Source organism: Bifidobacteriaceae bacterium (assembly GCA_031281585.1).
Lineage (GTDB): Bacteria > Actinomycetota > Actinomycetes > Actinomycetales > WQXJ01 > JAIRTF01.
The window spans coordinates 1-22,494 of record JAITFE010000141.1 but is presented as its reverse complement, the minus strand read 5'-3'; the positions used below and the strand labels follow the sequence as shown (position 1 = coordinate 22,494).

The window sequence follows — 22,494 nt, the reverse complement described above, 5'->3', positions numbered from 1 at the left end:
CGGTTGATCACGTAGGGTGGAAGGCGTGATCGAAGTGGCGCACCTGACCAAGCGATTTGGCTCGCTGACGGCCGTGGAGGATCTCAGCTTCGAGGTCGAACCGGGCCGCGTGACTGGTTTCCTGGGCCCCAACGGGGCGGGCAAGACGACCACGTTGCGGCTGGCTCTGGGCCTGATCAGCCCCACTCAGGGGGCTGTGACATTCGACGGCAAGACCTACGCCGCCATCCTCAAACCGGGACGTCAGATCGGCGCGGCCCTGGAGGCGTCCTCCTTCCACCCCGGCAGGACCGCCCTGGCGCACCTGAAGACGCTGGCCCCGGAGGTCGGCGTCAGCGACAAGCGCTGCTTGGAGGTGCTGGAGTTGGTGGGGCTCAAATCGGACGCCAAACGGCGGGTCGGCCAGTTTTCCATGGGCATGCGGGGACGGCTCGGGTTGGCGGCGGCCCTGCTCGGCGACCCAGCCGTCCTCCTGCTCGACGAGCCGACCAACGGGCTGGATCCGGAAGGCATCTCGTGGATGCGCTCGCTGCTGAGGGCCATGGCCGCGCAGGGCCGCACCATCCTGATCTCCTCCCACCTGCTGGGCGAGGTGGAGAACACGGTTGACGACGTGGTGATCATCGCCAAGGGCAGACTTGTCCACAAGTCATCGCTGGCCGAGCTGCGCGGACTGGCCCAGCCGCAGACAGTCGTGGCGGCGTCCGACCAAGGCGGCCTGGAGCGGTTAACCGCCCAGCGCGGCTGGCCGGCCACCCCCAGACCGGATGGAACGCTGATGATCACCGGCCCAACCGCAGCGGACATAGGCCAGGCCGCCTTCGCCGCAGGCCTGGCGCTGACGCAACTGGCCACCCAGGTGGCGGGCCTGGAACAAGTCTTCTTCCAGTTGACCGAAGGCGGTGGCCTGAAATGACCGCGGCGCTGAAGTCTGAATTCCGGAAGCTCTTTTCCACCCGCATGTGGTGGATCCTGATGATCTGCGCCGCCGGGTACTTGGCGTTCATGGGCCTGCTGATGTCCTTTTCCTTCGAGATGGCCCTGCGGTCAACCGCCGAGATCACGTCGCAAGGCGGCGCGACCATGGAGGCCGGTCCGCTCCTTCCGGAGGGCGGCGCGCTGGCCAGGATGATCTATTCAATGGCCGGTTCGTTCGCCTACGCGTTCCCGCTCCTGATTGGCGCGTTGTCGGTGACGCAGGAATACCGCCACAAGACCATTACGCCGACTTTCTTGGCCGACCCGCGCCGTTACGTTGTGCTTGGCGCCAAAATGATCGCCTCGCTGCCGATGGGTTTCCTGTACGGATTGGTTTGCGTGGCCGCGACCGCTTTGCCTGCCGCGCTGGTCCTGGAGCTCATGGGCGGCGACGCGGGTTTGGGCCAGGCGAGCACCTGGTCCTTCCTTGGGCGGGCGCTCATTGACTTCACCTTGTGGGCCAGCGTGGGCGTGGGCTTGGGCTCCCTCATCACCAACCAGGTCGCGCTGATCGTGGTGGTCCTCGCGGAGACCCAGGCCCTGGAGCCGATCCTCCGCACGCTGCCACCCATGATCAACCAGGATTGGGCTTGGACCCGTTTCCTGCCCGGATCGGTCGGCGACGCCATCCAGGGCACCAGCCTTTACGAGGTTATGGGCACAAGCACTGGCGCGCTCCCGTGGGGTTGGGCCGTGGTCGTCATGGTCGGCTGGGCGGTTGTCCTGGCCGGAGTCGGCTACGCGGCGCAGTTCCGCCGCGACGTGTCGTGAGGCGGGTGGCCTGAGGCCGTTGTCCGGCCCCGATTGGCGGACCCGCCGGCCCCGGCCTCGGCGCGGCGCGCGGGTGCCGTGGGCGAAATTGCCTTTGCTTTACCCAGATAGTCAACGGTTGGTTTGACATCAGCAAACGTTGACCCAACTTGACGGTTTGTCCCCTCTCGATTGGAGCAGCTTTGACCGCCCCTCGACGCCCCCGTTAGGACTTAAGTCATTATCGCAGGTCAACCCGTGACTCCAAGTGGCCGATGCCGTCCCCACGAGTTACCATCGAAGGGTGTCGCACACGCTGCCGAACAGTTGGGCGCCAATGGCGGAGCCGCCCCGTTCGGCCTATTACCTTCACTTTACCCAAGAGCGCCTGACCCACGAAAGGTCGTCTTTCCTGTGACCACTGAAACCTCCACACCCAGCCCCAAAGCATTCGGCGCCAACGCCTGGCTGGTCGACGACCTGTACCAGCGCTTCTTGGAGGACCGCGAATCGGTCGACCGGGCGTGGTGGGACTTTTTCGAGGACTACCGGCCGTCCAGCCAGCGGCTTCAAGAGCACGCCGGCAAGGAGGCGGACGCGGACGCCCAGGCCAGCGCCGCCCCCGCCGCCCCGGCGCCGGCGGCGCCACGCGGGCCGGTGCCGATCGCCAGGCCGGAACCGGTCCGCCCCGATGACGCCCCGCACCGCCCCCGGCCCGTGGACCTCAGCCACGACGCCGCCCCGGCCGCCGCCGCCCAGCCCGCGATCGCCCGGTACACCAGCGCCGAGCCGCGCGCGCTGACCGAGGCGGGCGAGGTCCCCACCGAAGACCAGGTCCGGATCCTCAGGGGCGCGCCCATGCGGACCGCCGTCAACATGGAAACCTCCCTTGGTGTGCCCACCGCCACCTCGATCCGCCAGGTCCCCGCCAAGGTCATGATCGAAAACCGGGGCATGATCAACAACCAACTGGCCCGCTCGCGGGGAGGACGGATCTCCTTCACGCATCTGATCGCCTTCGCCATGGCGGAGGCCATGCGGGAAATGCCGGAGATGAACGCCGCCTACGGCGTTGAGGACGGCAAGCCCGCGTTGATCCAGCACGCCCAAGTCAACCTGGGATTGGCCATCGACCTGAAGAAAGACGACGGCTCCCGCCAATTGCTGGTCCCCGCCATCAAGAAGGCGGACACGCTGACGTTCGCGGAGTTGTGGGCGGGCTACGAGGACTTGGTGCGCCGCGCCCGCCTCGGCAAGCTGACCGTCGACGACCTTTCGGGCGTGACGTGTTCGCTGACCAACCCCGGCGGCATCGGAACCTCCGCGTCCGTGCCCCGTCTTATGCCGGGCCAAAGCGTGATAGTCGGCGTGGGCGCCATGGAGTACCCGGCCGAATTCCAAGGCACGGCCCAGGCGAACCTGTCCGACTGGGGGATCTCCAAACTGCTGACCCTGACCTCGACCTACGACCACCGGGTCATCCAGGGGGCGCAGTCGGGCGAGTTCCTGCGGCTGATGCACCGGAAACTGCTGGGTGAGGACGGGTTCTACGACCGCATCTTCGCGTCCCTGAGGATCCCGTACGAACCGATCCGCTGGGAGCAGGACACGCGGGTGCCCTTCGACCAAAAGACCTCGGCCGTGACCAGGCTGATCCATGGCTACCGCGTGCGCGGGCACATGGCGGCGGACATCGACCCGCTCGCCTACCGGCAGCGCGGGCACGAGGACCTGCTGCTCTCCTCCTACGGCCTGACCATCTGGGACATGGAGCGCGTGTTCAACGTGGGCGGGTTCGGCGGGCGCGAAACCATGAAGCTCGCGGACATCATCCAACTGGCGCGCGACACGTACTGCGGGAAGATCGGCGTCGAGTACATGCACATCGAGGACCCGGCGCAAAGGCAGTGGCTGCAGGACCGGATGGAGCGGCCCGCCGAGCCGCTGGGGCGCGACGTCCAAATCCGCGCGCTGGCGAAACTGAACGAGGCCGAGGCCCTGGAGACCTTCCTCCAAACGAAGTACGTGGGCGCCAAGCGGTTCTCGCTGGAGGGCTCCGAGGTCGTCATCCCCGTGCTGGACGCCATGATTTCGCGTTACGCGGACCAGGGCACCGGCGAGGTCGTGATCGGCATGGCGCACCGCGGCCGCCTCAACGTGCTGACCAACATTGCGGGCAAGTCCTACGGCCAGGTCTTCTCCGAATTCGAGGACAATCCGGACGCCCGCGACACCTATCAGGGCTCCGGGGACGTCAAGTACCACCTCGGCACCGAGGGGCCGTTCGTGTCGCCCGCGGGCAACGAGATCCAGGTCTACCTGGCCGCCAACCCCTCCCACCTGGAGGCGGCCGACGGCGTGGTGGAGGGCATTGCCCGCGCCAAGCAGGACCGCCTCAACTTGGGTCCGGACGCCGCGTTCGCGGTGGTGCCCGTCCTGATCCACGGCGACGCCGCCTTCGCCGGCCAAGGCGTGGTCATGGAGACGCTGAACCTCCACAACCTGCGCGGGTATAGGACCGGCGGCACGGTCCACATCATCATCAACAACCAGGTCGGGTTCACCGTCGGCACGGTCGACTCCCGCTCCACCCAGTACGCGACCGACGTGGCCAAGGGCTACGGCTGCCCCATCTTCCACGTCAACGGGGACGACCCGGAGGCGTGCATCAAGGCGACCATGCTCGCCGCCGCCTTCCGCGACGACTTCCAGGTGGACGTGGTGGTGGACCTGGTCTCCTACCGCCGGCGCGGTCACAACGAAGGCGACGACCCGTCAATGACACAGCCTGTCATGTACTCCTACATCGACAAGAAACGGTCGGTGCGGAAACTGTACACAGAGGCTTTGATCTCCCGCGGCGACCTGACTTTGGAAGACGCGGAACAGTCGTTGAAGCACTTCCAATCCGAACTGGAACGGGCCTTCACAGAGACCCGCGAGGGCATCAAAGCCCAGGTCGAAGCCCGGCAGGCGGGCACCGTTTCGGAGACTTCGCACGGTTTGGAGTTGCCCGCCTCGCAGCGCGAAGACGCCGGCGTGCTGATGGGCTGGAAGACCTCGATCAGCCCGGCCGTGATCGAACGAGTCGGCCAGGTGTTCGTCGCCCCGCCCGCCGGGTTCACCGTGCACCCGAAGCTTCGTTCGCTGCTGGAAAAGCGCTCCCAGATGGCGAAGAACGGGGGGATCGACTGGGGCATGGGCGAGATGCTGGCTTACGGGTCGCTGCTCCTGGAGGACATTCCGGTGCGTCTGACCGGCCAGGACTCCCGCCGCGGCACCTTTGCCCACCGGCATGTCACCTTCCACGACAAGGTCAACGGCGCGGAATGGACGCCCCTGTGGTTCCTGTCAGACCATCAGGCGAAGGTGTTCATTTACGACTCGGCGCTGTCCGAATACGCGATCGCAGCATTCGAATACGGCTACTCCGTGGAACGGCCGGACGCCCTGGTCTTGTGGGAGGCCCAATTCGGCGACTTCTTCAACGGCGCGCAGACGGTCGCGGACGAATTCGTGTCCTCCGCGGAACAAAAGTGGGGCCAGCACTCCTCGGTTGTGTACCTGCTCCCCCACGGCTACGAGGGCCAGGGGCCGGACCACTCGTCCGCTCGGATTGAGCGGTGGCTGGCTCTGTGCGCGGAGGAGAACCTGCGGGTGGCGCAGCCGACCACGCCCGCGAACCTGGCCCACCTTCTGCGGTTGCAGGCCTACGCCCGGCCGCGCAAGCCGCTGATCGTGTTCACCCCGAAGTCCGGCCTGCGGCGCAAGGAGGCGGTCTCCTCGATCGAGGACTTCACCACCGGCACCTACCAGCCCGTCCTGGCTGACCCGGTGGTCCCCAACTCGGCTGCGAAGCGGGTCCTGCTGTGCTCCGGCCGCCTCTACTGGGACCTGTTGGCCCGTCGCAACAAGCTGGACAGCCCGGCCCAGGCCTCTACCGCGATTGTGCGCCTGGAGCAGCTTTACCCGCTCACCCAGGAGATGATCGACACCATAGTGGGCGGCCTGGCCCCGGACGCGAAACTGGTCTGGGTCCAAGACGAGCCCGCCAACCAGGGCGCCTGGAGCTTCCTGCTCCGCAAGGCCCTGCCCCTGCTGGGCGGCCGCCGCCTGGACGTGGTCTCCCGTCCGGAGGCCGCCTCCCCGGCGACCGGCTCCCACTCCCAGCACGCGGTGGAACAAGAGGCGCTCCTGAACCAGGCCTTCGCCCTCTGAGAGCACCGGATTCGCCCTGCCTTTCCCGATGCCGTCCGCGCGCCACCGGGATCGCCTGGGCGGCGCACGGGGGCACGTTCCCAAAGCCGCCTTGCTCCTGGTGGCCGGCCAGCGATAGTCGACCGAGGTCGACTATCAATTCTGAGCGCGCGGCAGAGAATTCCTGCGTCAGGCCATCCCAGGATTCTCCCGCGAGTTGATCCCTCGCTTCTTTTGCGCACCCGATTCCCGCAGGCGGGGAAACGTCATGGGTGACAAGGGGCAAAGCCTTGCGGACCCGGGTGGCGGGCGCGGCGGCCCGCCTCACAAGGCCTGTCGCGGTGTTCGCGTTCTTGGCCTCAGCGGGCTGCGCGTAGTCGAACACGCTCAAGTCCAGCGGCGGTTCCATCCCGTGGTCGCCAAGGCGGGGCGGGCGCTCCCCGAGCACTAGCGAAGCCGAAGCCGCCCCTGCTGACGCCGGCCGTCCGGCTCCTCGCGTCCTAATCCAACAACTCCGAGCCCGCGCGGCACCGAACCCGCCCGATCAGCGGCTCGCCCCTGCTGCGAAGCCCTGGATGTGCGTCTGGGTTCGTGGCGGGGGGCGGGTTGTGGGTTTTGCGCGGCCCGCCGGGGTCTCACCCGGTTTGGGTGACGGTGATCGCGGCGGTGGTTCCCCCGGATGTGATGGTCACGGTCGCGGTGCGGGGGGTGTTGGCGGTGTTTGGCCTGGCGACGAGGTTGAGGACGCCTCCGGGGGCGCCGCCCGCAGGGCCGATCACGAGCCAGTCCCGGTCGGATGACGCCTCCCAGGCGGCATCGTTGTAGGTAGTGACGGTCGCGGTGGTCGCCGCGCCGGCGGCGGCCGGAGCCCAGGCCGTCTTCGAGACGGTCACCGCTTTGCCGGTGTCTTGGATGACCGCGACTGTTTTCGCGACCCCGTTGGAGGTGAACGTCAGGGTGGCGGTGCGCCGGGCGGTGGTGGTGTTAGCGGCGGCGGTGACGGTCCGGGTCGCCCCGGACGCGCCCGCCGCGGTCGAGGAGACCGTGAGCCAGGACGCGGAGGATTTCAGGGTCCACGTCTTCCCGTTGATCGTCTCCGCGGACACTGTGATCGTGGCGCCGCCGGACGGCGCGTTCCACCATTTCAGCGACGGGGCCACATAGGACGGCCCCGCTCTTTGGGTCACCTTGAACGTTTTCGACGCGGTCCCGGCGGTGAACGTGACGGTCCCGGACCGGGCGGCGCCCGTGTTCTGCTCGACCCCGACGGCGACGGCGCGGCCGTTCGCGTTGCCGGGCCCGGAGGGTTCGGACACGGACAGCCACGGCTGGTCCGCGGTCGCGGACCAGCCGGGCAGGTTCGTTTTCAAAGTGACCAGCGTGGATCCGGATCCGGCGTAGGAGTCCCAGGAGGTTGCGGACAGCGACAGCGACGCCGCCGCCGGTGCCGCCTGCTTGACCGCGACCGCGCGGGTCGCGCCGGAGGCGGTTATCGTCACGGTACCCGTCCGGGCCGCGCCGGTATTCGCCAGGGCGGTCAGGACCGCCCGCTCCCCGTCGACCCCCGCGGCGGGGGCGACCAGCAGCCACGCCGAGTCCGACGCCGCGGTCCACCCGGGTTGGTCGGTCGAGACCGTCAGCGTGGTCGCCCCGCCCCCCGCGGGCGCCTGCCAGGACGCCGGAGACGCCGTGACCGCCGGCGCGCTCTGGTTGACGGTCAGCGTCTTCGACAACGGCCCCATCGGCCCCCCGGTCGTCACGGTCACGACAGCGGTCCTGGCGGGGCCGGTGTTCAACGCCGCGACGAGCCCGAGGGCCCCGCCGCCCCCCGAGGACACCGCCAGCCACGCCGAGTCGGAAACGGCGGCCCAGGAGTCCTGGTTCGTCGTCACGGTCGCCGTAAGCGCCCCGCCCCCGGCCGTCGCGGCCAGGGTCGTCTTCGACAAAGCCAAAGTCGCCGCCGGGCCCGCCTCCTGCGTGACCGAGACGGTCTTCGAGGAGCCGCCCGCGCTGACCGTGACGGTCCCCACGCGTTTGGGGCCCCGGTTCGCGGCCGCCGTCATCTTCACCGAATCGCCGCTCTTGCCCGACGCCGCCGACAACGTCAACCACTCCGCGTCCGACGCCGCCGTCCACGACCCCGAACCAGCCGTCACCGTGAAAGACTCCGACGCCGCCTTCTGCGGCGCCGCCCAAGCCGAACGGGACAACACCACCGGCGCGCCGGCCTGCGTCACGGTCAACACCGTCGACTGCTGACCCACCTTCGCGGTGACCCGCGCCGTCCGCGGAGACGCCGAACCATTCTCCAACACCCTCAACCGCATCGCGCCGCCGCCGCTGACCCAGGAATCGGCGACGACCAGCCACGACGCGGAAGAAACGACACCGTTCCACGGGGAAAACCCGACGTGGTTGGTGTCGACGGGCGCGTATAGGTCGGACTCCTGGAATCCCGCCGCCAGCGCGTCGGGGTTGAACCGCGCCCACACGGGCGCGGCGGCCTGGGTCACCGTCAACACGCGGGCCTGGGGCACCCCCGGCGCCAACTCCGACCGGACCGTGACATGCCCCACCCGCGCCACTTCGGCCTCGTTCGCCGCCGCCGTCACCCGCAACGTCCCACCGTCGGCCCCCGCCCCCGGGGAAACCGACAACCACGCGTCATCCGGCGAGGCCTCCCACGCCCGGCCAGCCGGAACCCCGACCGCGCTGACCACCGCCCCGCCCCCGGCCGGAACCGACCCCCCGTCCGGAGCCAACGTCATGGCCAGCGGACCGGTGTGGGTCACCGTAACCCGGTAATCATCGTCCGAGCATCCGCCGAGTCCCACGTAGTACACGCCCCCAGCCGAGAAACTCACATCCGCCCTGAACGGCCCCCAAAAGTCGGAGAAATTGGACCACCACACCAGGGCGTTGTTCCGGGGAGAGTCCAGAATAGTCGCCTCGCACGTGCTCCGCCCGCGGATGTGCTCGACGACGACGTTGTACTCGCCGGCGGCGGGTGCCGTGAACCGGACCCAGTCTATGTCGTCCGACCGGTCGAGGCGCGAGCTGAAAACGGCGGGATCCGCGCGCGGGAACTCGCACCTGGTGGCCGCGTTTTCCGCGCACTCGTCCTGGAGGACGCCCCACTGGTTGACGGAGAACACGGCGGACAAGTCCCCCGCCCGCAAGACAATCGTGCCCGAACGCTCGGACGGGCTGGTGTTCTCCAAAGCCCACACTCTCATAACGTCGCCGTGGCGGCCGCCCTCCGTCACCCTCAACCAACCCGCGCCATCCGTGACCGACGCCTCCCACCGGGCCGCGTTGGTATAAACCGTCCGAGCTGGTTCCGCACGCCAGCGGTAGTGGTAGCCGGAGGGCCACAGTTGTACTGTCGTCCCAGATGGAGCCCACTCCAGGCGTGGGGCGGTCAGCCGCGTCACCGTTATGGTGTAGGCAGCGCTGAAGGACAGAGATGTGACGGCCATGATGTGGGCCTTGCCGCCGCGTAGCGCGGTAGTCCACATCAACCCGGATTCGGACCACGTATACCCCAGTTCAACCAGATCGTAGGCTTCGCCGTTCTGCTCATAAAGCTCGATGGACAGCGTCTGGTGGTCCCGCAGAGTGCTGGTGATCTGGAATTCGTAGGTGCCGTCGACGGGGGGGACCAGTTTGATGTAGTCGATGTCGTCGGCGGCGGGGTTGATCTGATCGGAGAAGCTGGTCGAGGGGTCCGTGGCGGGGAATTCGCAGGTGATGTGCGTGATGATGTCGCCGGCGCACCGGTCCACCGGCCACTGCGTCACCTCCAGCACCTTGGTCAGGGCACCGGCTTTGAACGTCACCTTCGCCGCCCGGAGCTTTCCGGTCGCGTTCTCCGCCAACCGGAAGGACACCACGCTCCCCGAGGCGCCCTTGGACACCGACGGCGCCAGCCACTTCGAGCCCGTGTTCGCGCTGATCGACCACGACGCCTGGTTTGTGGCTACCTTCACCGGCAGCGTCTGCGCCTCGCTGCCGACCACGGGGAAGTTCTCCGAGAGCGCGAGATAAGGCGTCGCTGTCTTCGACCGCGCCCTGTCCAACGCCGCCTTGGCGTCCACCACGTGCTGAGTCCCCTTCGAGGTGCTCCTCAGCAAAGCGGCGATCTCCGGCGCCGTCAGGGCAGGGTTGACGCGGCGGATCATCGCCACCACGCCCGCCACCGTCGGCGCGGAGAACGACGTGCCGCTCATGGTGGTGGTCCCCCCGTCCAAACCGAGCACGTGGTTCGCAAGCCCGGGCGCGGACACCAGCACCGTGTCCGCCCGGTTCGACCACTCGGTCAGGTTCCCCTTCGAGTCGGTCGCGGCCACCGAGATCACATTCGGATAAGAGGCCGGGTAATTGCGCCGGGTCGTGCCGTCGTTGCCCGCCGAGGCCACCAACACCACGTCCAACTCGCTGGCGTGCCGCATCGCGGCCGTGGCCGCATCATACGGGCGGCTCCCGCCGAAGGACATGTTGATCACCCTCGCCCCAAGGTTGTCAACCGCGTCGTACATCGCGTTCACCCACCCCGCCACGGACAGGCCGCAGGTGTTGATCACACCGCTGGGGTTGTAAAGGCCGATGCGCTGGAAGATGACCTGGTTGTCCCAGCCCGCGCTCGCGATCCCGAGCCCGTTGTCCGTCTTGGCGGCGACGATCCCCGCGGTCGCGGTCCCGTGCGGGTCGGGCTGCCCCAGGTACCCGGGGCAGGGCGACACGTCCTCGGTGTCGTTCGCGTAGTCCCGCCCCGCGACCCAGTTCGCGCCCTGATAATCCGGGTGGGTCGTCAAAAAGCCCGTGTCGATCACCGCCACCGGGGCGCTCCGCGGCGCGCCCGCGCCGCTCAAGAGCGGCCACGCCGCCGCCGCGTTCACACCCGGATAAGGCCCCAACTCCCACTGCGCCTTCGACGCGAAGTCCGGGTCGTTCGGGGCGGACGAATAATCAGGCTCCAACAACGCGTCGAAGTCCACCGCCTCATACAGGCCGCTGGCCTTCAAACTCGCCAACACGTCCCCCGAGATCTCCGGGTCCGCCTCGACCACCACCACCGTGTTCGCGTCCTCCGGGCCCGGATTCTCCAACAACTCCACCTCGTCCCCCGCGCCCAACGCAGCCGCCGCCTGATCGACCGACTGCGCCACCTCCCCCGGATCCGTCGTCCCCTTCGGAATCGCGATCACCCGCGACGAAATAACCCCCCAATCCGGATCCGCCGGATCCGCCAGGCCCCCCGCCGAATCCGCCGGATCGACCGGCTCCGCGGGATCCTCCGGGTCCGCGGGATCCTCCGGAACGCCAAGGGCCGCGCCCGCCGGGTCTGCGGGCCCCGCGGCGCCGCCCGCGTCCGCAGGCCCCGCCGGGGCGGCCGACCCGGAAGCGGACACGCCGCCAGCCGCCAGACTGGGAGCGGGAAGGCCCGAGACCACAAGCGCGGCCGAACCAACCAAGGACACAAGCCAAACAGCCAAAGACAGCGGGCGATGAGACATGGGCATTCTCCATCAAAAGCACGGCGCCAAAAAACGCCAACGGGCTAAACAGGGCGGCGCCCCCGCACGCAAACCCCACGCTACCACGACCTTGAGCCTTGAATCCTCGGGCTAGTTCCGTCAGGGACTGGGACGGGAGCTGCTGGAATCTACGGAATTGACACGCGCAATGAGCTCTCGTTCTTCATTTCCCACAGCAAGTCTCGTGTTTACGCGCCAGTTTGCGGAAACAATCCAGCCAAGGTCCATGGGCGCGCCGGAGGAACGAAACCGAATCAGCCGCGAGGTGTGGCCTCACCCTGCCGAGCAGCTAGGCCGCCAACGGCGCGACCTCGGACTTGCCCGTGACCAATTGCCGACACTCGGCGGCCAACGCCTCAAGCTCCCGATGGCCGGCAAGGACCCCGTCAACCGCGACCACAAGCCCCGCCGGCCCTGAGTCCGACTTCCTCACCAGCCGCCTGAAACGGTCGCCCCAGGTCGCGCCTCCCATGCGCCAACCCGCAAATCAAGCCGAAGCCGCTCACCCTGACGCCGGCCCCTACAGGCTAACTCTGGTTAATACAGGTTAATGCCGGTTAATTTGAGTATGGCTGCCGCGGTGCCCGAACCGGCCGCCCGCGCCAGGTGTGTCCCCGCCGTCCAGACGAAAAGGGCTGTCCCCATTTGGGCAGGTCAGGTGGGTGGCGGGAGCCCGGAGTGCGGGGATTGTCTGTCCCCGTCGTTCGAAGAATTCACCGTCCCCGGTTGGACAGCCAGTTGGAGGGAGCGGGGCGCGAGCGGCCGGGGTTACTCCGGCTGGTCGTCGTTCGGGATGATCGGGGGCGGCGGCGGGGTGTTGTCCGCGTAGGCGCGCAAGCGGTCGCTGAGGTCGTCCATGGCCTTGCCGCTCGCCTTGAACGTGGCGCCGAGCAAGCGGCCCAATGACTTGACCACGCCGGTTGTGGTCGAAACGAATTCGGAAGACATTGTCCCCTCCTGACAGCCGATGGGTTCGGTTCCGTTTTAGCCTGCCCCCGGCCCGTGCGCACCAGGCGGACGCCGCGCGTCCGCCAGTTGGACCGGATCAGCCGACCAAATCAGACCAACTCCATTCTGACAGGTCCACAGTGGTCGGCCCCTCCACCCCGATCGCCCGCGCCACCACCCGCGAGGCCGCGCACAGGCATTCGGGCGGCTCGAAGCCCGCCATCGCGGCCGCCACGAACGCGCCCGCAAAGGTGTCCCCCGCGCCGTCGGTGTCCACAATCGAGTCCGGATCGGCCAAAGCGGGCCAGCTCCAGGTCAGGGAGCCCAACCGCGCGACCGCCCCCCGCTCCGCGAGGGTCTCCACCACCAGCGCGCCGCCGGCCAGCAGCGACTCGGCCCCGGTCCCCAGGACGGCTAATTCCCCCTCGGACGGGAACACCACGTCCGAGAGAGCCGCCGCCCGGCGCAACAAGTCGACCCCCGCCGGAGTCAACAACTCCCGCCGGATGTTCGGATCCAACGAAACCCGCGCCCCCGCCGCCTTGGCCCGCATCAGCGCGGTCATCGCCGTCGCCGCCAAGTCGCCGCCGAACTGCAGCGCCGAACCCGAGCAGTGGAACCAGTCGGCACGCTCGGGATAGTCGCCCAACGCGGATTCGGGGAGCCGCGCCGCCGCCGATTCGGCCAGCGCGAAGTCGAAGCTCCGCTCCCCCGCCGCGTCATAGTGGATCAACACCGTGGCAGTCGGCCGGCCCGGGTCGGTGTGGACCGCCGCCGAATCGGCCCCGGACCTGGCCAGTTCCGCCTTGAAGAAGTCGCCGTGGGGGTCCCGGCCGACCGCCCCGATGAAAGCGGTCGGCGTCCCCAACGCCGCCGCGATGTACGCGAAGATGGCGGGCGCCCCGCTCGCGTGCGGCCCGCGTTCAATGATCCCGCCGTCCGCTTGGCGCACCCGCTCGAAGGCGACAATCGGTTCGCCCACGCTGATCAGCATTTCCGTCTCCTTTGTTTTCACCAACATAGTTGCGCGGGACGGCTGGTCAGGCCGCCGATGCCGTCTGGCCCGGCCGCCCCCCACGCCAGGCCCAGCCAGCCGCAGTTCGCCCCGCCGCAGTTCGCCCCGCCGCCGATGCCGTCTGGCCCAGCCACCACCGCACGCCAGGCCCAGCCAGCCCCGGTTCGCCCCACCGCCGCCCCCGTGAAGCTGTCGCGCCGCCGCCTTGCGGCGGCCCGGTTCGGTCCCGTTAGGTCAGTTCGGCCAGCGCCTTGAGGGTCGCGGCCGCGCCGACCCGGTGCAGCGAGTCAAGCGCCCACAGGTACGGCTCGGCGAACTCCGGGCGGTCGGCCAAGTCGCCGAAGAAAGTCTTCTGCCGCGCGAACGCCAACGGATCCCCCGCCTGGGCTTTGGCCGCCGCCGTGACCTGTTCAAGGGCGTTGTCGACAATCGAAATGGCCGCGCCCTGTTCGTCCACACCTTCGCAATAGCGCGCCCAGGCCGCGCAAATGGCCGCCGACCGGCGGATGTCGCCGCCCTGGGCCAATTGCTCGTTCATCAGCGGGACCAGCCACTTCGGGATCCGATCCGAACCCTCCGCGGCCAGGCGCGCCACCGTGTCCCGCACCTCCGCGTTGGAGAAACGCGAAATCAATTCGCGCTTGTAGGCGGCCAGGTCCACTCCCTCGACCGGCCGCAGGGTTGGGGTGGCCTCAGAGTCCATGTAAGCGAGAAGGAACCTGGCCATGTCGGGGTCGCGGGCGGCATCGTGCACGTAACGGTAGCCCGCCAAGTACGCGAGGTAGGCGATCCCCTGATGGGAGGCGTTGAGCAGGCGCAACTTCATCAACTCGTAGGGCACCACGTCCGCCACCACCTGGACGCCTGCGTCTTCGAAACGCGGACGGCCCAGCGGGAACCAATCCGTCAAGGCCCACTGCGTGAACGACTCGGCGACCACGGGCCAGCCGTCCTCAATCCCGAAGCGTTCGGCCACGTCACGGCGGTCCTGGTCGGTTGTCTGCGGCGTGATGCGGTCCACCATGGAGGAGGGGAAGGCCACCGCCTGGCCAATCCAGTCCGCCATCCCCTGGTCCCGCAGCGCGGCGTAACTGGTCAGCGCCCGTTTGACCACGGCACCGTTGTCCTGGATGTTGTCGCAGCACATGATGGTGAACGGGGCCTCGCCCCGCTCGCGGCGGCGGCACAGCGCCTCGTAGATGTATCCGAAAACCGTGGTCGGCGCGGCGCCCGGCGCCAACTCCGCCTGGATGGCCGGGTTGGAGGCGATGAACTCGCCGGTGACCTGGTCGAAGTTGTACCCGCCCTCGGTGATGGTGAGGGAGACGATCCGGATGGCCGGGTCGGCCAGTTGCCGCACGACCGCCTCGGGGTTGTCGGGGCCGTAAAGGTAGCCGATGACCGAGCCGATCACGCGCGGGGCCCACACCCCGTCCGAGGACTTCGTCACCAACGTGTAAAGGCAATCCTGGGCCGCCATCACGTCCCGCATCTTCGCGTCTGACGGCATCAGGCCCACGCCAATGATCCCAAAGTCCAGGGACTCGCCTCGGTTCATCACCTCGTCCAAGTAGAAAGCCTGGTGGGCGCGGTGGAATCCGCCCACCCCGAAATGCGCCCAGCCTGGTTTGACCTGGGAGCGATCATATTGGGGCAGCTCGACGGCGCCAGCTAGCTGGTTTGTCGGCCCGCCGAGGGCGGCTTGGTTGAGGGTGATCACCGGAATGTGCCTCTCTTGGTTGTTTGGTGGTGAACGGAAAAACTTCTGGATTGCCCCATGGCCCGCTGGGCTGATCGCTTGCTCGTCCAATCAGAGGCGCGGATCGATTTGGACCTTGACGGCCGCCGGGTCCGCGATCAACTCGACCGCCTGCGGCAGTTCCGCCAACGGCAGCGTGTGCGTGACCAACTGGCGCATCGGCTCCGCGATTGACGGCATCAACGCGGCCGCCCGCTCGTAGCAGTCGGCGACGGAGTTGGAGCCGATCACACGCCACTCGTTCTCATACAGGTCGTACGGCGTCAGCGGAAGGCGGAAGTCCATGGGCGTGACGCCCATCTGGATGAACGTCCCCCGTTTGCGCAACCGGCCCAGTCCATCGGCGACGGCCGGCGGCGCGCCGGACGCGTCCAGAACGTAGTCGAACCGGGCGCCGGCCGCCAGTTCGCCGGTGGCGGCGACCGCGCCGACCGCCTCCGCGCGCTCCCGCCGCATGGCCAACGGCTCCACCACGGTGACCGCCACGCCCCGCTGCGCGGCCACCGCGACCGCCATCAGGCCAATCGCGCCCGCGCCGTACACCGCCATGGTCCGGCCGCCCACCACGGCGCCGCGCTCAATCCCGTGCAGAACGCAGGAGAGGGGCTCGATCAGCGCGCCCAGCGCCGGGTCGAAGCCCCCTGGCAGTTTGACCGCCAAGCGCGCCGGGACCGTGACGTACTCGGCCATCGAGCCGGCCCGGCTGACCCCGATCGCCTGAATGTTGGCGCACAGGTTGTACGCCTGACGGCTGCACCATTCGCAGGCCAGGCAATACACGTTCGGATCGGCCGCCACCAGGTCGCCAACGGCGTAGTCCGCGACGGCCGAACCGACCGCCGCCACCGTGCCCGCGAACTCGTGGCCTATCACCTGCGGGGCCTTGGCGTGGCCGTAGCCCCCCGCCAGGATCCTCAAGTCCGTGCCGCACAGTCCGGACGCCTCGACGGCGATCAGCAACTCGTCCGCCGCCGGGGTTGGAACCGGTGTGTCGATCAGCCCCTGGTCCCCCGGTCCGCGCCACTGCCAGGCGCGCATCCCCTGGGTCGGCCCGGCGGGGCTCGTCGCGGACGTCGCGGACGGTTTCGCGGCGGACCTGGTCGCGGGCAACACGGCATCGGAGGCGTTGCCCAGAATCGGGTTGGTCACGGTTGAATCAATACCTTTCCGGAACTTGGCTGAGCGGCCTCGGCGAACGCTTCGCGGGCCTGCTCAAGCTGGTAAACGCGGCTGACAATCTCGCTGGTCGGCACCTCGCCGCGAGCCGCGATCGCGATTGAGGCGTCGATGTCCTCGGCCGTGTAGTTCGCACAACCCTGGATTGTCAACTCCCAGTCCTGGACATACGGCATGGGAACCGCGAATTCCCCGCTCGGCACGCCCACCACCATCAACTTGCCGGCGTGGCGCACCAAGCTCAGCGCCCGGCGGACCGAACCCCCTGAGGCCACGCAGTCGAACACAATGTCGGCCGGGCCACCCAACGCCTCTCCCACCTGCGCGTTCGCGTCCGGCGCCGAGGCGTTCACAGCGACGTCCGCGCCGTGGCGGCGGGCCCGCTCCAGCTTGTCCGGGTCGAGGTCCGTCACCACGATCCGCCCCGCTCCGGCCAAACGCGCCGCGATCACGGTGAGCAGGCCGATCGTGCCGGCACCCATCACGACCACGCCGTCGCCGGCGATCCCGCCCGCGATGCGCACGGCGTGGACCGGCGTCGAAAGACACTCCACCAGCGCCGCCGTCGCGTCATCCATGTCGCCCGGAACCGCGAAAAGGTTGGACGCCGGGGCGATGAAATAGTCCGCCATGGCGCCGGGCCACCGGTTTGTCAGGTCGCAGCCGATCCACGCGAGCGTCTGGCACGCATTGGTCCGCCCGGCCAGGCAGTTGACGCATTGGCCGCAGGCTATGTTCGGCTTCAGGATGACGCGCTGGCCGACCTCCCATCCCGCCACCCCGGGGCCGACTTCCGCGACCCGGCCGGTGGCCTCATGCCCGGGGTAATAGTCCGGCGGCATCAGCAGCGGATGGTGCCCGGCCACCGCATGGGTGTCCGAGCCGCAGATGCCGGCATACGTCGAGGCGACCAGCACCTGGCCCGGCCCCGGCTGGGGTCTTGGACGAGACACGACCTCCACTTGGCCAATCCCGGCCAGGTGGACGCTGCGCATTGTTGTCACGGTTACATTCCTTGTGTTCGTTGGTTGGTTCGTTTGTTGGTTAGTTCATTTCACCGCGCCGAGCGACAGGCCTTGGACCAGCCGATCCTGCGCCACCCAGCCGGCGATCACCACGGGGATCGAAACGACCAAGGACGCGGCCGACAATTGGGCTATGAACAAGCCTTCGGAGGTGATGAAGGACACCAGATAAACCGGTGCGGTCGAAGCTTTGGTGCCGGTCAGCGACAGCGCGAACATGAACTCGTTCCAAGCGAAAATGAAGGCTATCAACGCCGTCGCGGCAATCCCCGGCAGCGCCAGCGGCAACACGATCCGCATCAGGATGGTCGGCAAGCCCGCCCCGTCAACCTCCGCCGCCGCCATCACATCCGGCGGGATCTCCGACAGGAACGAGTGCATCATCCAGATCGCCACCGGGAGGTTCATGCCGGTGTAGAAGATGACGAGCGCCCAAATGTTGTCCAGCAACCCGAGTTCCTTGAAAACCAGATAGAGCGGCAGCAGCGCCGCGATCAGCGGCAGGAACTTGGTAGACAACACCCAGGTCAGCGTGCCTTTGACCGCCTTGATCGGCTTGACTGCGGTGGCGTAAGCCGCCGGCACCGCCAGGGCTATGACCAGCAGGGTCGAAAAGCCCGCGGCGATCAGCGAGTTCAGCATGTAGGGGCTGATGTTGCGCTCGAAGATATTGGTGTACTGCTCGACCGTCATGGGGGCCGTCAAGTTCGGCGGCGAAACGGCCGCGTGCACCTCCTTGTGGAAGGACACGAACACCATCCACGCGATCGGCGCGAAGAACACCAGACCGCAGAACCAGGCGAGCACGCCCAGCAGAGCGTTGTTGCGCTTGCGCCGCCTGGCGGGCCTGGACAGCACGCGCTTGGCTGCCGGCGCCCGCCTCAAGGGGCTCGGTTTGATCGCGACGGCACTCATTTCTTCCTCCCTCCGGCCGGCACCACATTGTTCAGCGAACTGATCAGCTTCAAGCCGAAGTTCGAGATGATGATCGAGAAGACCACCACCAAGACGCCGGCGGCCGCTCCGCGGCCGTAGTCATAGCCGCGGAAAATGGTCACGTAGATCTGATAGGGCAAGTTGGTTGTGGCCGTTCCCGGTCCGCCCTGGGTGATGGAAAAGACCTGGTCGTACGCGTTTAACAAATAGATCACGCCCAGCACCGTGGACAGCTCGAGGTATTGGCGGAGATGCTTGAAGGTGAGGTAGCGGAACTGCTGAAAGGCGTTCGCGCCGTCAATCATCGCGGCTTCTTTGATTTCGGGGTCCTGTGCTTGCAGCCCGGCCAGGGTGATCAGCATCATGAACGGCGTCCACGTCCACACCAAGACCAGAATCACTGCGAGTTTGGGCTGCCCGGAAACCCATTCGGGTTGGGCGGGGTCAAACCCGAAGGTGTTGCCCAGCCACTTCAGCACGCCGTTGATCAGGCCGTATTCTGGGTTGTAGATGAGGTGCTTCCACATCAAGGAGGCGGCCATCGGCATGATCAGGAACGGGGTGATGAGCAACGTCCGGACAACCCCGCGTCCAAAGAAGGTCCGGTTCAGCAGCAGCGCCAAGAAGGTGCCAATGACCAGCGCCGACAGCACCCCCGTGACCACCATGATGACCGTGTTGACGATCGCGGCCCGCAGGTACGGATCGCGGAGCACCGCCACGTAGTTGGCAAAGCCATCGAAGTGGGTGTCGTTCGGGTACATCACGATCCAGTGGAACAGCGAAATCCCGATGGTGACCACAAAGGGGATCTGCGTTACAACGACCAGGAAGATCAGCGCCGGCATCAAAGGAAGACGGCGGCGCCAGGCGCCGGCCTTTTGGCCAGCCCTAGCGTCAGGAATTGGGGATGCCTTGATTCTGGGCACGGGGGACCTTTCTTTTCGCGAGGGCCGGGCGCGCAGCCCCAACACTGCTTTTGGCTGCGCGCCCGGCGAATTGACCGCGTCTTTACTTCTTTTGCTCCGACACCTGCTCAGCTAGAACTTGGCAGGCCGCGATCGCCTCCGCAGCGGTCTTCTGACCGGCGATAGCGGCGGACAATTCCTGGCCAACCTTGGTGCCCAAATCAGCGAATTCAGGGAAGGCCATGTACTGGCAGCCTGGCACTGGACGTGCCTGGACGCCGCAATCCTCCGGGTTCGACTGGTTCAGAGCGGCCTGCATTTGCTCCGAATAGGCGGCCGAGGCCTGCTTGTACTCCGGGATTTCGAAGGTCGAGGAACGCTTGCCATCCGGCACGCGGGTCCAGCCAACCTCGGCCCCCACCGTCTTCTCGTATTCCTTGCCGGAAGCCCAGGCGATGTACTTCCAGGCGTCGTCAAGGTTCTTCGTGGTCTTGGGCACTGCCCAAGCCCAGGTCCAAACCCAACCGGACCGGGCGTCTTCCCTGGGCGCGTCGGCGTAGCCGACCTTGCCGGCCACTGTGGAGTGATCGGGCGACTCGATCGTGTTGGCGGCCGACGTCGCGTCGAACCAGATGGCGGACTTGCCTTGAGTGAAGTTGTTCAGGCACTCGGTGAAACCGGACTCGGAAGCGCCGGCCTCGCCGTATTTGGTGACCAGGTTGACGTAGAACTCGATCGCCTGAGAGGTGCCCTCTGAGTTCATTTGGGCATTCCAGTCCGCGTCGAACCAAGTGCCGCCGAAGGCGTCGATCATGGCGCCGACCACGGCCATGTTCTCGCCCCAGCCGGGCAGACCGCGCAAGCAGACTGGAGTGACCCCGTCCACCTTGCCCTCGATCTGAGCAGCCAGGCTCTCAATGTCCGCCCAGGTCGGCTCGGCCGGCATGGTCAGCCCAAGCTGCTCGAACACATCCGCGCGGTACATGGTGAAAGCCGACTCGCCGTAGAACGGGATGGCGTAGAGGTCGCCGTCCTTGCTGAGCACGCCTTTCATGGCCGGCAAGAGGTCGTCCACATCGAATTCGGTGTCCTTTTCCGCCAGGTCTTGAAGGTTGTAGAGCCAATCGTTGGCCGTCCAAACGCTGCCCTCGTAGGCGCCCACGGTCACGACGTCGTACTGTCCGGCCTGGGTGGCCACGTCCTGCGCCACTTTGTCGCGCAGTTCGTTCTCCGGCAGGATGGTGAAGTTGACCTTGATACCGGTCTCCTTGGTGAAGTGTTCCTCCGCCAGAGACTCGATGTCTTTCATCTGCGGGTTGCCCACCATCAGGACGTTCAGTTCGCCACCGCTGGCGCCCTTGTTGTCGTCCCCGCCCTTGTTGTCGTCGCTCGTGTCGGCGCCGCAACCGGCCATCGCCAGCGCGCCGATGGCGGCCGCCGCCAGCAAGGCTGTGGTCTTTGATCTCATTGTTATCTCCTTAGTTCCTGTTTCCTCGTCGAAATCGAATTGCGGATCACCGGTGGTAGTTCTGTCTTCCTTGGCAGTTGCCCAAATGGGCGGCCTTGCGCTCATCTGGGCACGGGTGCCAGACTATTGGTGCGGTACCGCCGGGTCAAGCCCGAAACACCCACCAGACGCAACGACCGCACAAATCGTTATCTAAACTTGACCTAGGGCTGACAGCCGCCACGATCAGAGGAGAGATCCCATGACCACGTTCATGGATACGCACCGAGCCCAAGCCGCAGAGCCGGGGCCAGCCGAGCTTGTGCTGATGGCGAGCTTGGCCCGCGAGTTTTTCCTCGAAGGCAAGTCGAAAGTCGAGTTGGCCACTGAGTACGGCCTGTCCAGGTACAAGATCGCCCGGCTGCTCAACGCCGCTCGCGACATTGGCTTGGTAGAGGTCAAGATCAGATTGCCCGAACGATTGGACGCCGACCTCTCCCACCAATTAAGGGCCCGCTTCAATCTCCGGCGGGCGATTGTCGTTGACACGCCGCAGTCCTCTCAGGTATCACTCCGGGAAGCCTTCGCGCCGGTTGTGGCGGACCTGTTGACGGAGTTGATCGAGCCCGATGACGTGGTGGGGATTCCGTGGAGCCGCGTGCTGACGCTGGCCGCCCGTCTAGTGAAGTCTTTGGCGCAGTGCACCATAGTCCAGGCTTCGGGGGCGGTGGTCCATTCCGACGTTGACGAGACGGCCGTCGAGTTGGTCCGGCGCCTGGCCGGCGTCTCCGGCTCGCGTTTCATCAACTACTACGGGCCCATTGTCGCGCCGACTGCCGAGACGGCCCGTTCCATGCGCGCCTCCGCTGCCGCGGCGGCGGTGGCGGCGATGGCCTCGCTGACCAAGGTGTTCGTGTCCGTCGGATCGTGGGAATCCGGCCTGTCGACGGTCTACGACTCGATCGACCCCAAGGAGGCCGCCGTCTTGCATGAGCTCGGGGCTGTCGGCGAATGCGCCGGCCTGCTCTTCGACCGGGACGGCGCCCCGATCACCGCGCTTGACGACCGGGTCATCGGCATGAGCTTTGACCAGTTGAAACGGACACCGGAGCGGGTAGTGATCGTTTACGGAGCCGAGAAGCTCGAGGCCGCCCGAGCAGTGGTCCGCGGCGGCCTGGCCACCATCATGGTTACCGACGACGCGCTAGGCCGCCTGCTCCTGGCTGAGGCGGCCCATTGCCGCTGACGGTCCTCCGCTGATTCGTGCGACAGATGCCCTCCCGCCGCCAAGAAGGGAGCGGTCGCAGACCAGTCACGTCTAGGCAAGCGACGCCCGCGCCCAGGCGGTGATTTCACCGGGAAAGCCTGGCCGCCCCCAGGCCCAGGCTGCGGCACTGACGCGGGAAACCGCTGGTGAATGGGGTGGCAAGACCCCTCTTTGATCGCGTTCAACCGGTAGCCAAGTAGTCAAACAGACGGGCTAAACGCACTTGTCTCGGAAGTGGTCTCCGTGTTTGCGTTGCAGGCAAGCTCGGCTTCCCCCGAAGCCGGGCAGCCGATCAAGGGAGATCCAGCAATGCGATCCGACCTATCCAACGGCGGTTCCACGCGCGGGCCGGCGGACCCACGCTTCCGCTTTCACGGCCTTGGGCGAGCCTGCCTCGCATGCGCCGTCCCATCCATTCCGCTTCATGCCTCACCTGGCTCGCGCCCCTTCCGGTGGCGTGACCGACAATGTTAGGAGATTCATTTGTTCGCACAATCGCTGTCAACCCGAAAGCGCTGGGCGCTGCCCATGCTGACCGCCGCGGCCCTGGC

General features: G+C 67.2%; 14 protein-coding genes. 4 read left to right on the top strand and 10 right to left on the bottom strand.

The window, feature by feature from the left end; translation table 11 throughout:
* Window positions 1-25 precede the first annotated feature (25 nt).
* The 3 genes from LBC97_14910 (at window position 26) to LBC97_14900 (ending at window position 5,946) form a co-directional block, all read left to right on the top strand.
* Entirely contained in the window at window positions 26-916 is an 891-nt protein-coding gene (locus tag LBC97_14910; protein ID MDR2567322.1) for an ABC transporter ATP-binding protein, read from the top strand.
* On the top strand, window positions 913-1,749 hold the full coding sequence (locus tag LBC97_14905) for a hypothetical protein (GenBank protein ID MDR2567321.1): 837 nt from the start codon (window positions 913-915) through the stop codon (window positions 1,747-1,749). The genes LBC97_14910 and LBC97_14905 overlap by 4 nt, the downstream gene beginning before the upstream one ends.
* Before the next feature lie 393 nt (window positions 1,750-2,142).
* Entirely contained in the window at window positions 2,143-5,946 is a 3,804-nt protein-coding gene (locus LBC97_14900; protein ID MDR2567320.1) for a multifunctional oxoglutarate decarboxylase/oxoglutarate dehydrogenase thiamine pyrophosphate-binding subunit/dihydrolipoyllysine-residue succinyltransferase subunit, read from the top strand.
* A 614-nt stretch (window positions 5,947-6,560) separates the two neighbouring features.
* Here LBC97_14900 and LBC97_14895 read toward each other — a convergent pair.
* From LBC97_14895 to LBC97_14850, 10 genes are all read right to left on the bottom strand, one after another.
* Window positions 6,561-11,441 carry a S8 family serine peptidase gene (locus tag LBC97_14895; GenBank protein ID MDR2567319.1) on the bottom strand — a complete coding sequence of 1,627 codons (4,881 nt, stop codon included), beginning with the start codon at window positions 11,439-11,441 and terminating at the stop codon, window positions 6,561-6,563.
* Between the two features lie 310 nt (window positions 11,442-11,751).
* Entirely contained in the window at window positions 11,752-11,895 is a 144-nt protein-coding gene (locus LBC97_14890; GenBank protein ID MDR2567318.1) for a hypothetical protein, read from the bottom strand.
* A gap of 335 nt (window positions 11,896-12,230) precedes the next feature.
* On the bottom strand, window positions 12,231-12,410 hold the full coding sequence (locus LBC97_14885) for a hypothetical protein (GenBank protein ID MDR2567317.1): 180 nt from the start codon (window positions 12,408-12,410) through the stop codon (window positions 12,231-12,233).
* A gap of 97 nt (window positions 12,411-12,507) precedes the next feature.
* A complete protein-coding gene (locus LBC97_14880) occupies window positions 12,508-13,404 on the bottom strand; it encodes a PfkB family carbohydrate kinase (protein ID MDR2567316.1) in 897 nt (298 codons plus the stop codon).
* A gap of 250 nt (window positions 13,405-13,654) precedes the next feature.
* Window positions 13,655-15,145 (bottom strand): mannitol dehydrogenase family protein, encoded by a 1,491-nt coding sequence (locus LBC97_14875; protein ID MDR2567315.1) that lies wholly within the window; start codon window positions 15,143-15,145, stop codon window positions 13,655-13,657.
* Window positions 15,146-15,235: 90 nt separating this feature from the next.
* Window positions 15,236-16,333 (bottom strand): alcohol dehydrogenase catalytic domain-containing protein, encoded by a 1,098-nt coding sequence (locus LBC97_14870; GenBank protein MDR2567314.1) that lies wholly within the window; start codon window positions 16,331-16,333, stop codon window positions 15,236-15,238.
* Window positions 16,330-17,355 (bottom strand): alcohol dehydrogenase catalytic domain-containing protein, encoded by a 1,026-nt coding sequence (locus tag LBC97_14865; protein ID MDR2567313.1) that lies wholly within the window; start codon window positions 17,353-17,355, stop codon window positions 16,330-16,332. Before LBC97_14865 ends, LBC97_14870 begins: the two co-directional genes overlap by 4 nt.
* A gap of 54 nt (window positions 17,356-17,409) precedes the next feature.
* The gene (locus LBC97_14860) at window positions 17,410-18,300 is read right to left on the bottom strand and encodes a carbohydrate ABC transporter permease (GenBank protein MDR2567312.1); all 891 of its coding nucleotides are present in this window, start codon (window positions 18,298-18,300) and stop codon (window positions 17,410-17,412) included.
* Window positions 18,297-19,169: a sugar ABC transporter permease gene (locus LBC97_14855; GenBank protein ID MDR2567311.1), complete on the bottom strand. Its 873-nt coding sequence runs from the start codon at window positions 19,167-19,169 to the stop codon at window positions 18,297-18,299. The genes LBC97_14860 and LBC97_14855 overlap by 4 nt, the downstream gene beginning before the upstream one ends.
* Window positions 19,170-19,332: 163 nt before the next feature.
* On the bottom strand, window positions 19,333-20,697 hold the full coding sequence (locus LBC97_14850) for a sugar ABC transporter substrate-binding protein (GenBank protein ID MDR2567310.1): 1,365 nt from the start codon (window positions 20,695-20,697) through the stop codon (window positions 19,333-19,335).
* Between the two features lie 241 nt (window positions 20,698-20,938).
* Here LBC97_14850 and LBC97_14845 point away from each other — a divergent pair, with 241 nt between their 5' ends.
* Window positions 20,939-21,922, top strand: a complete 984-nt coding sequence (locus LBC97_14845; GenBank protein ID MDR2567309.1) for a transcriptional regulator — start codon at window positions 20,939-20,941, stop codon at window positions 21,920-21,922.
* Window positions 21,923-22,494 lie beyond the last annotated feature (572 nt).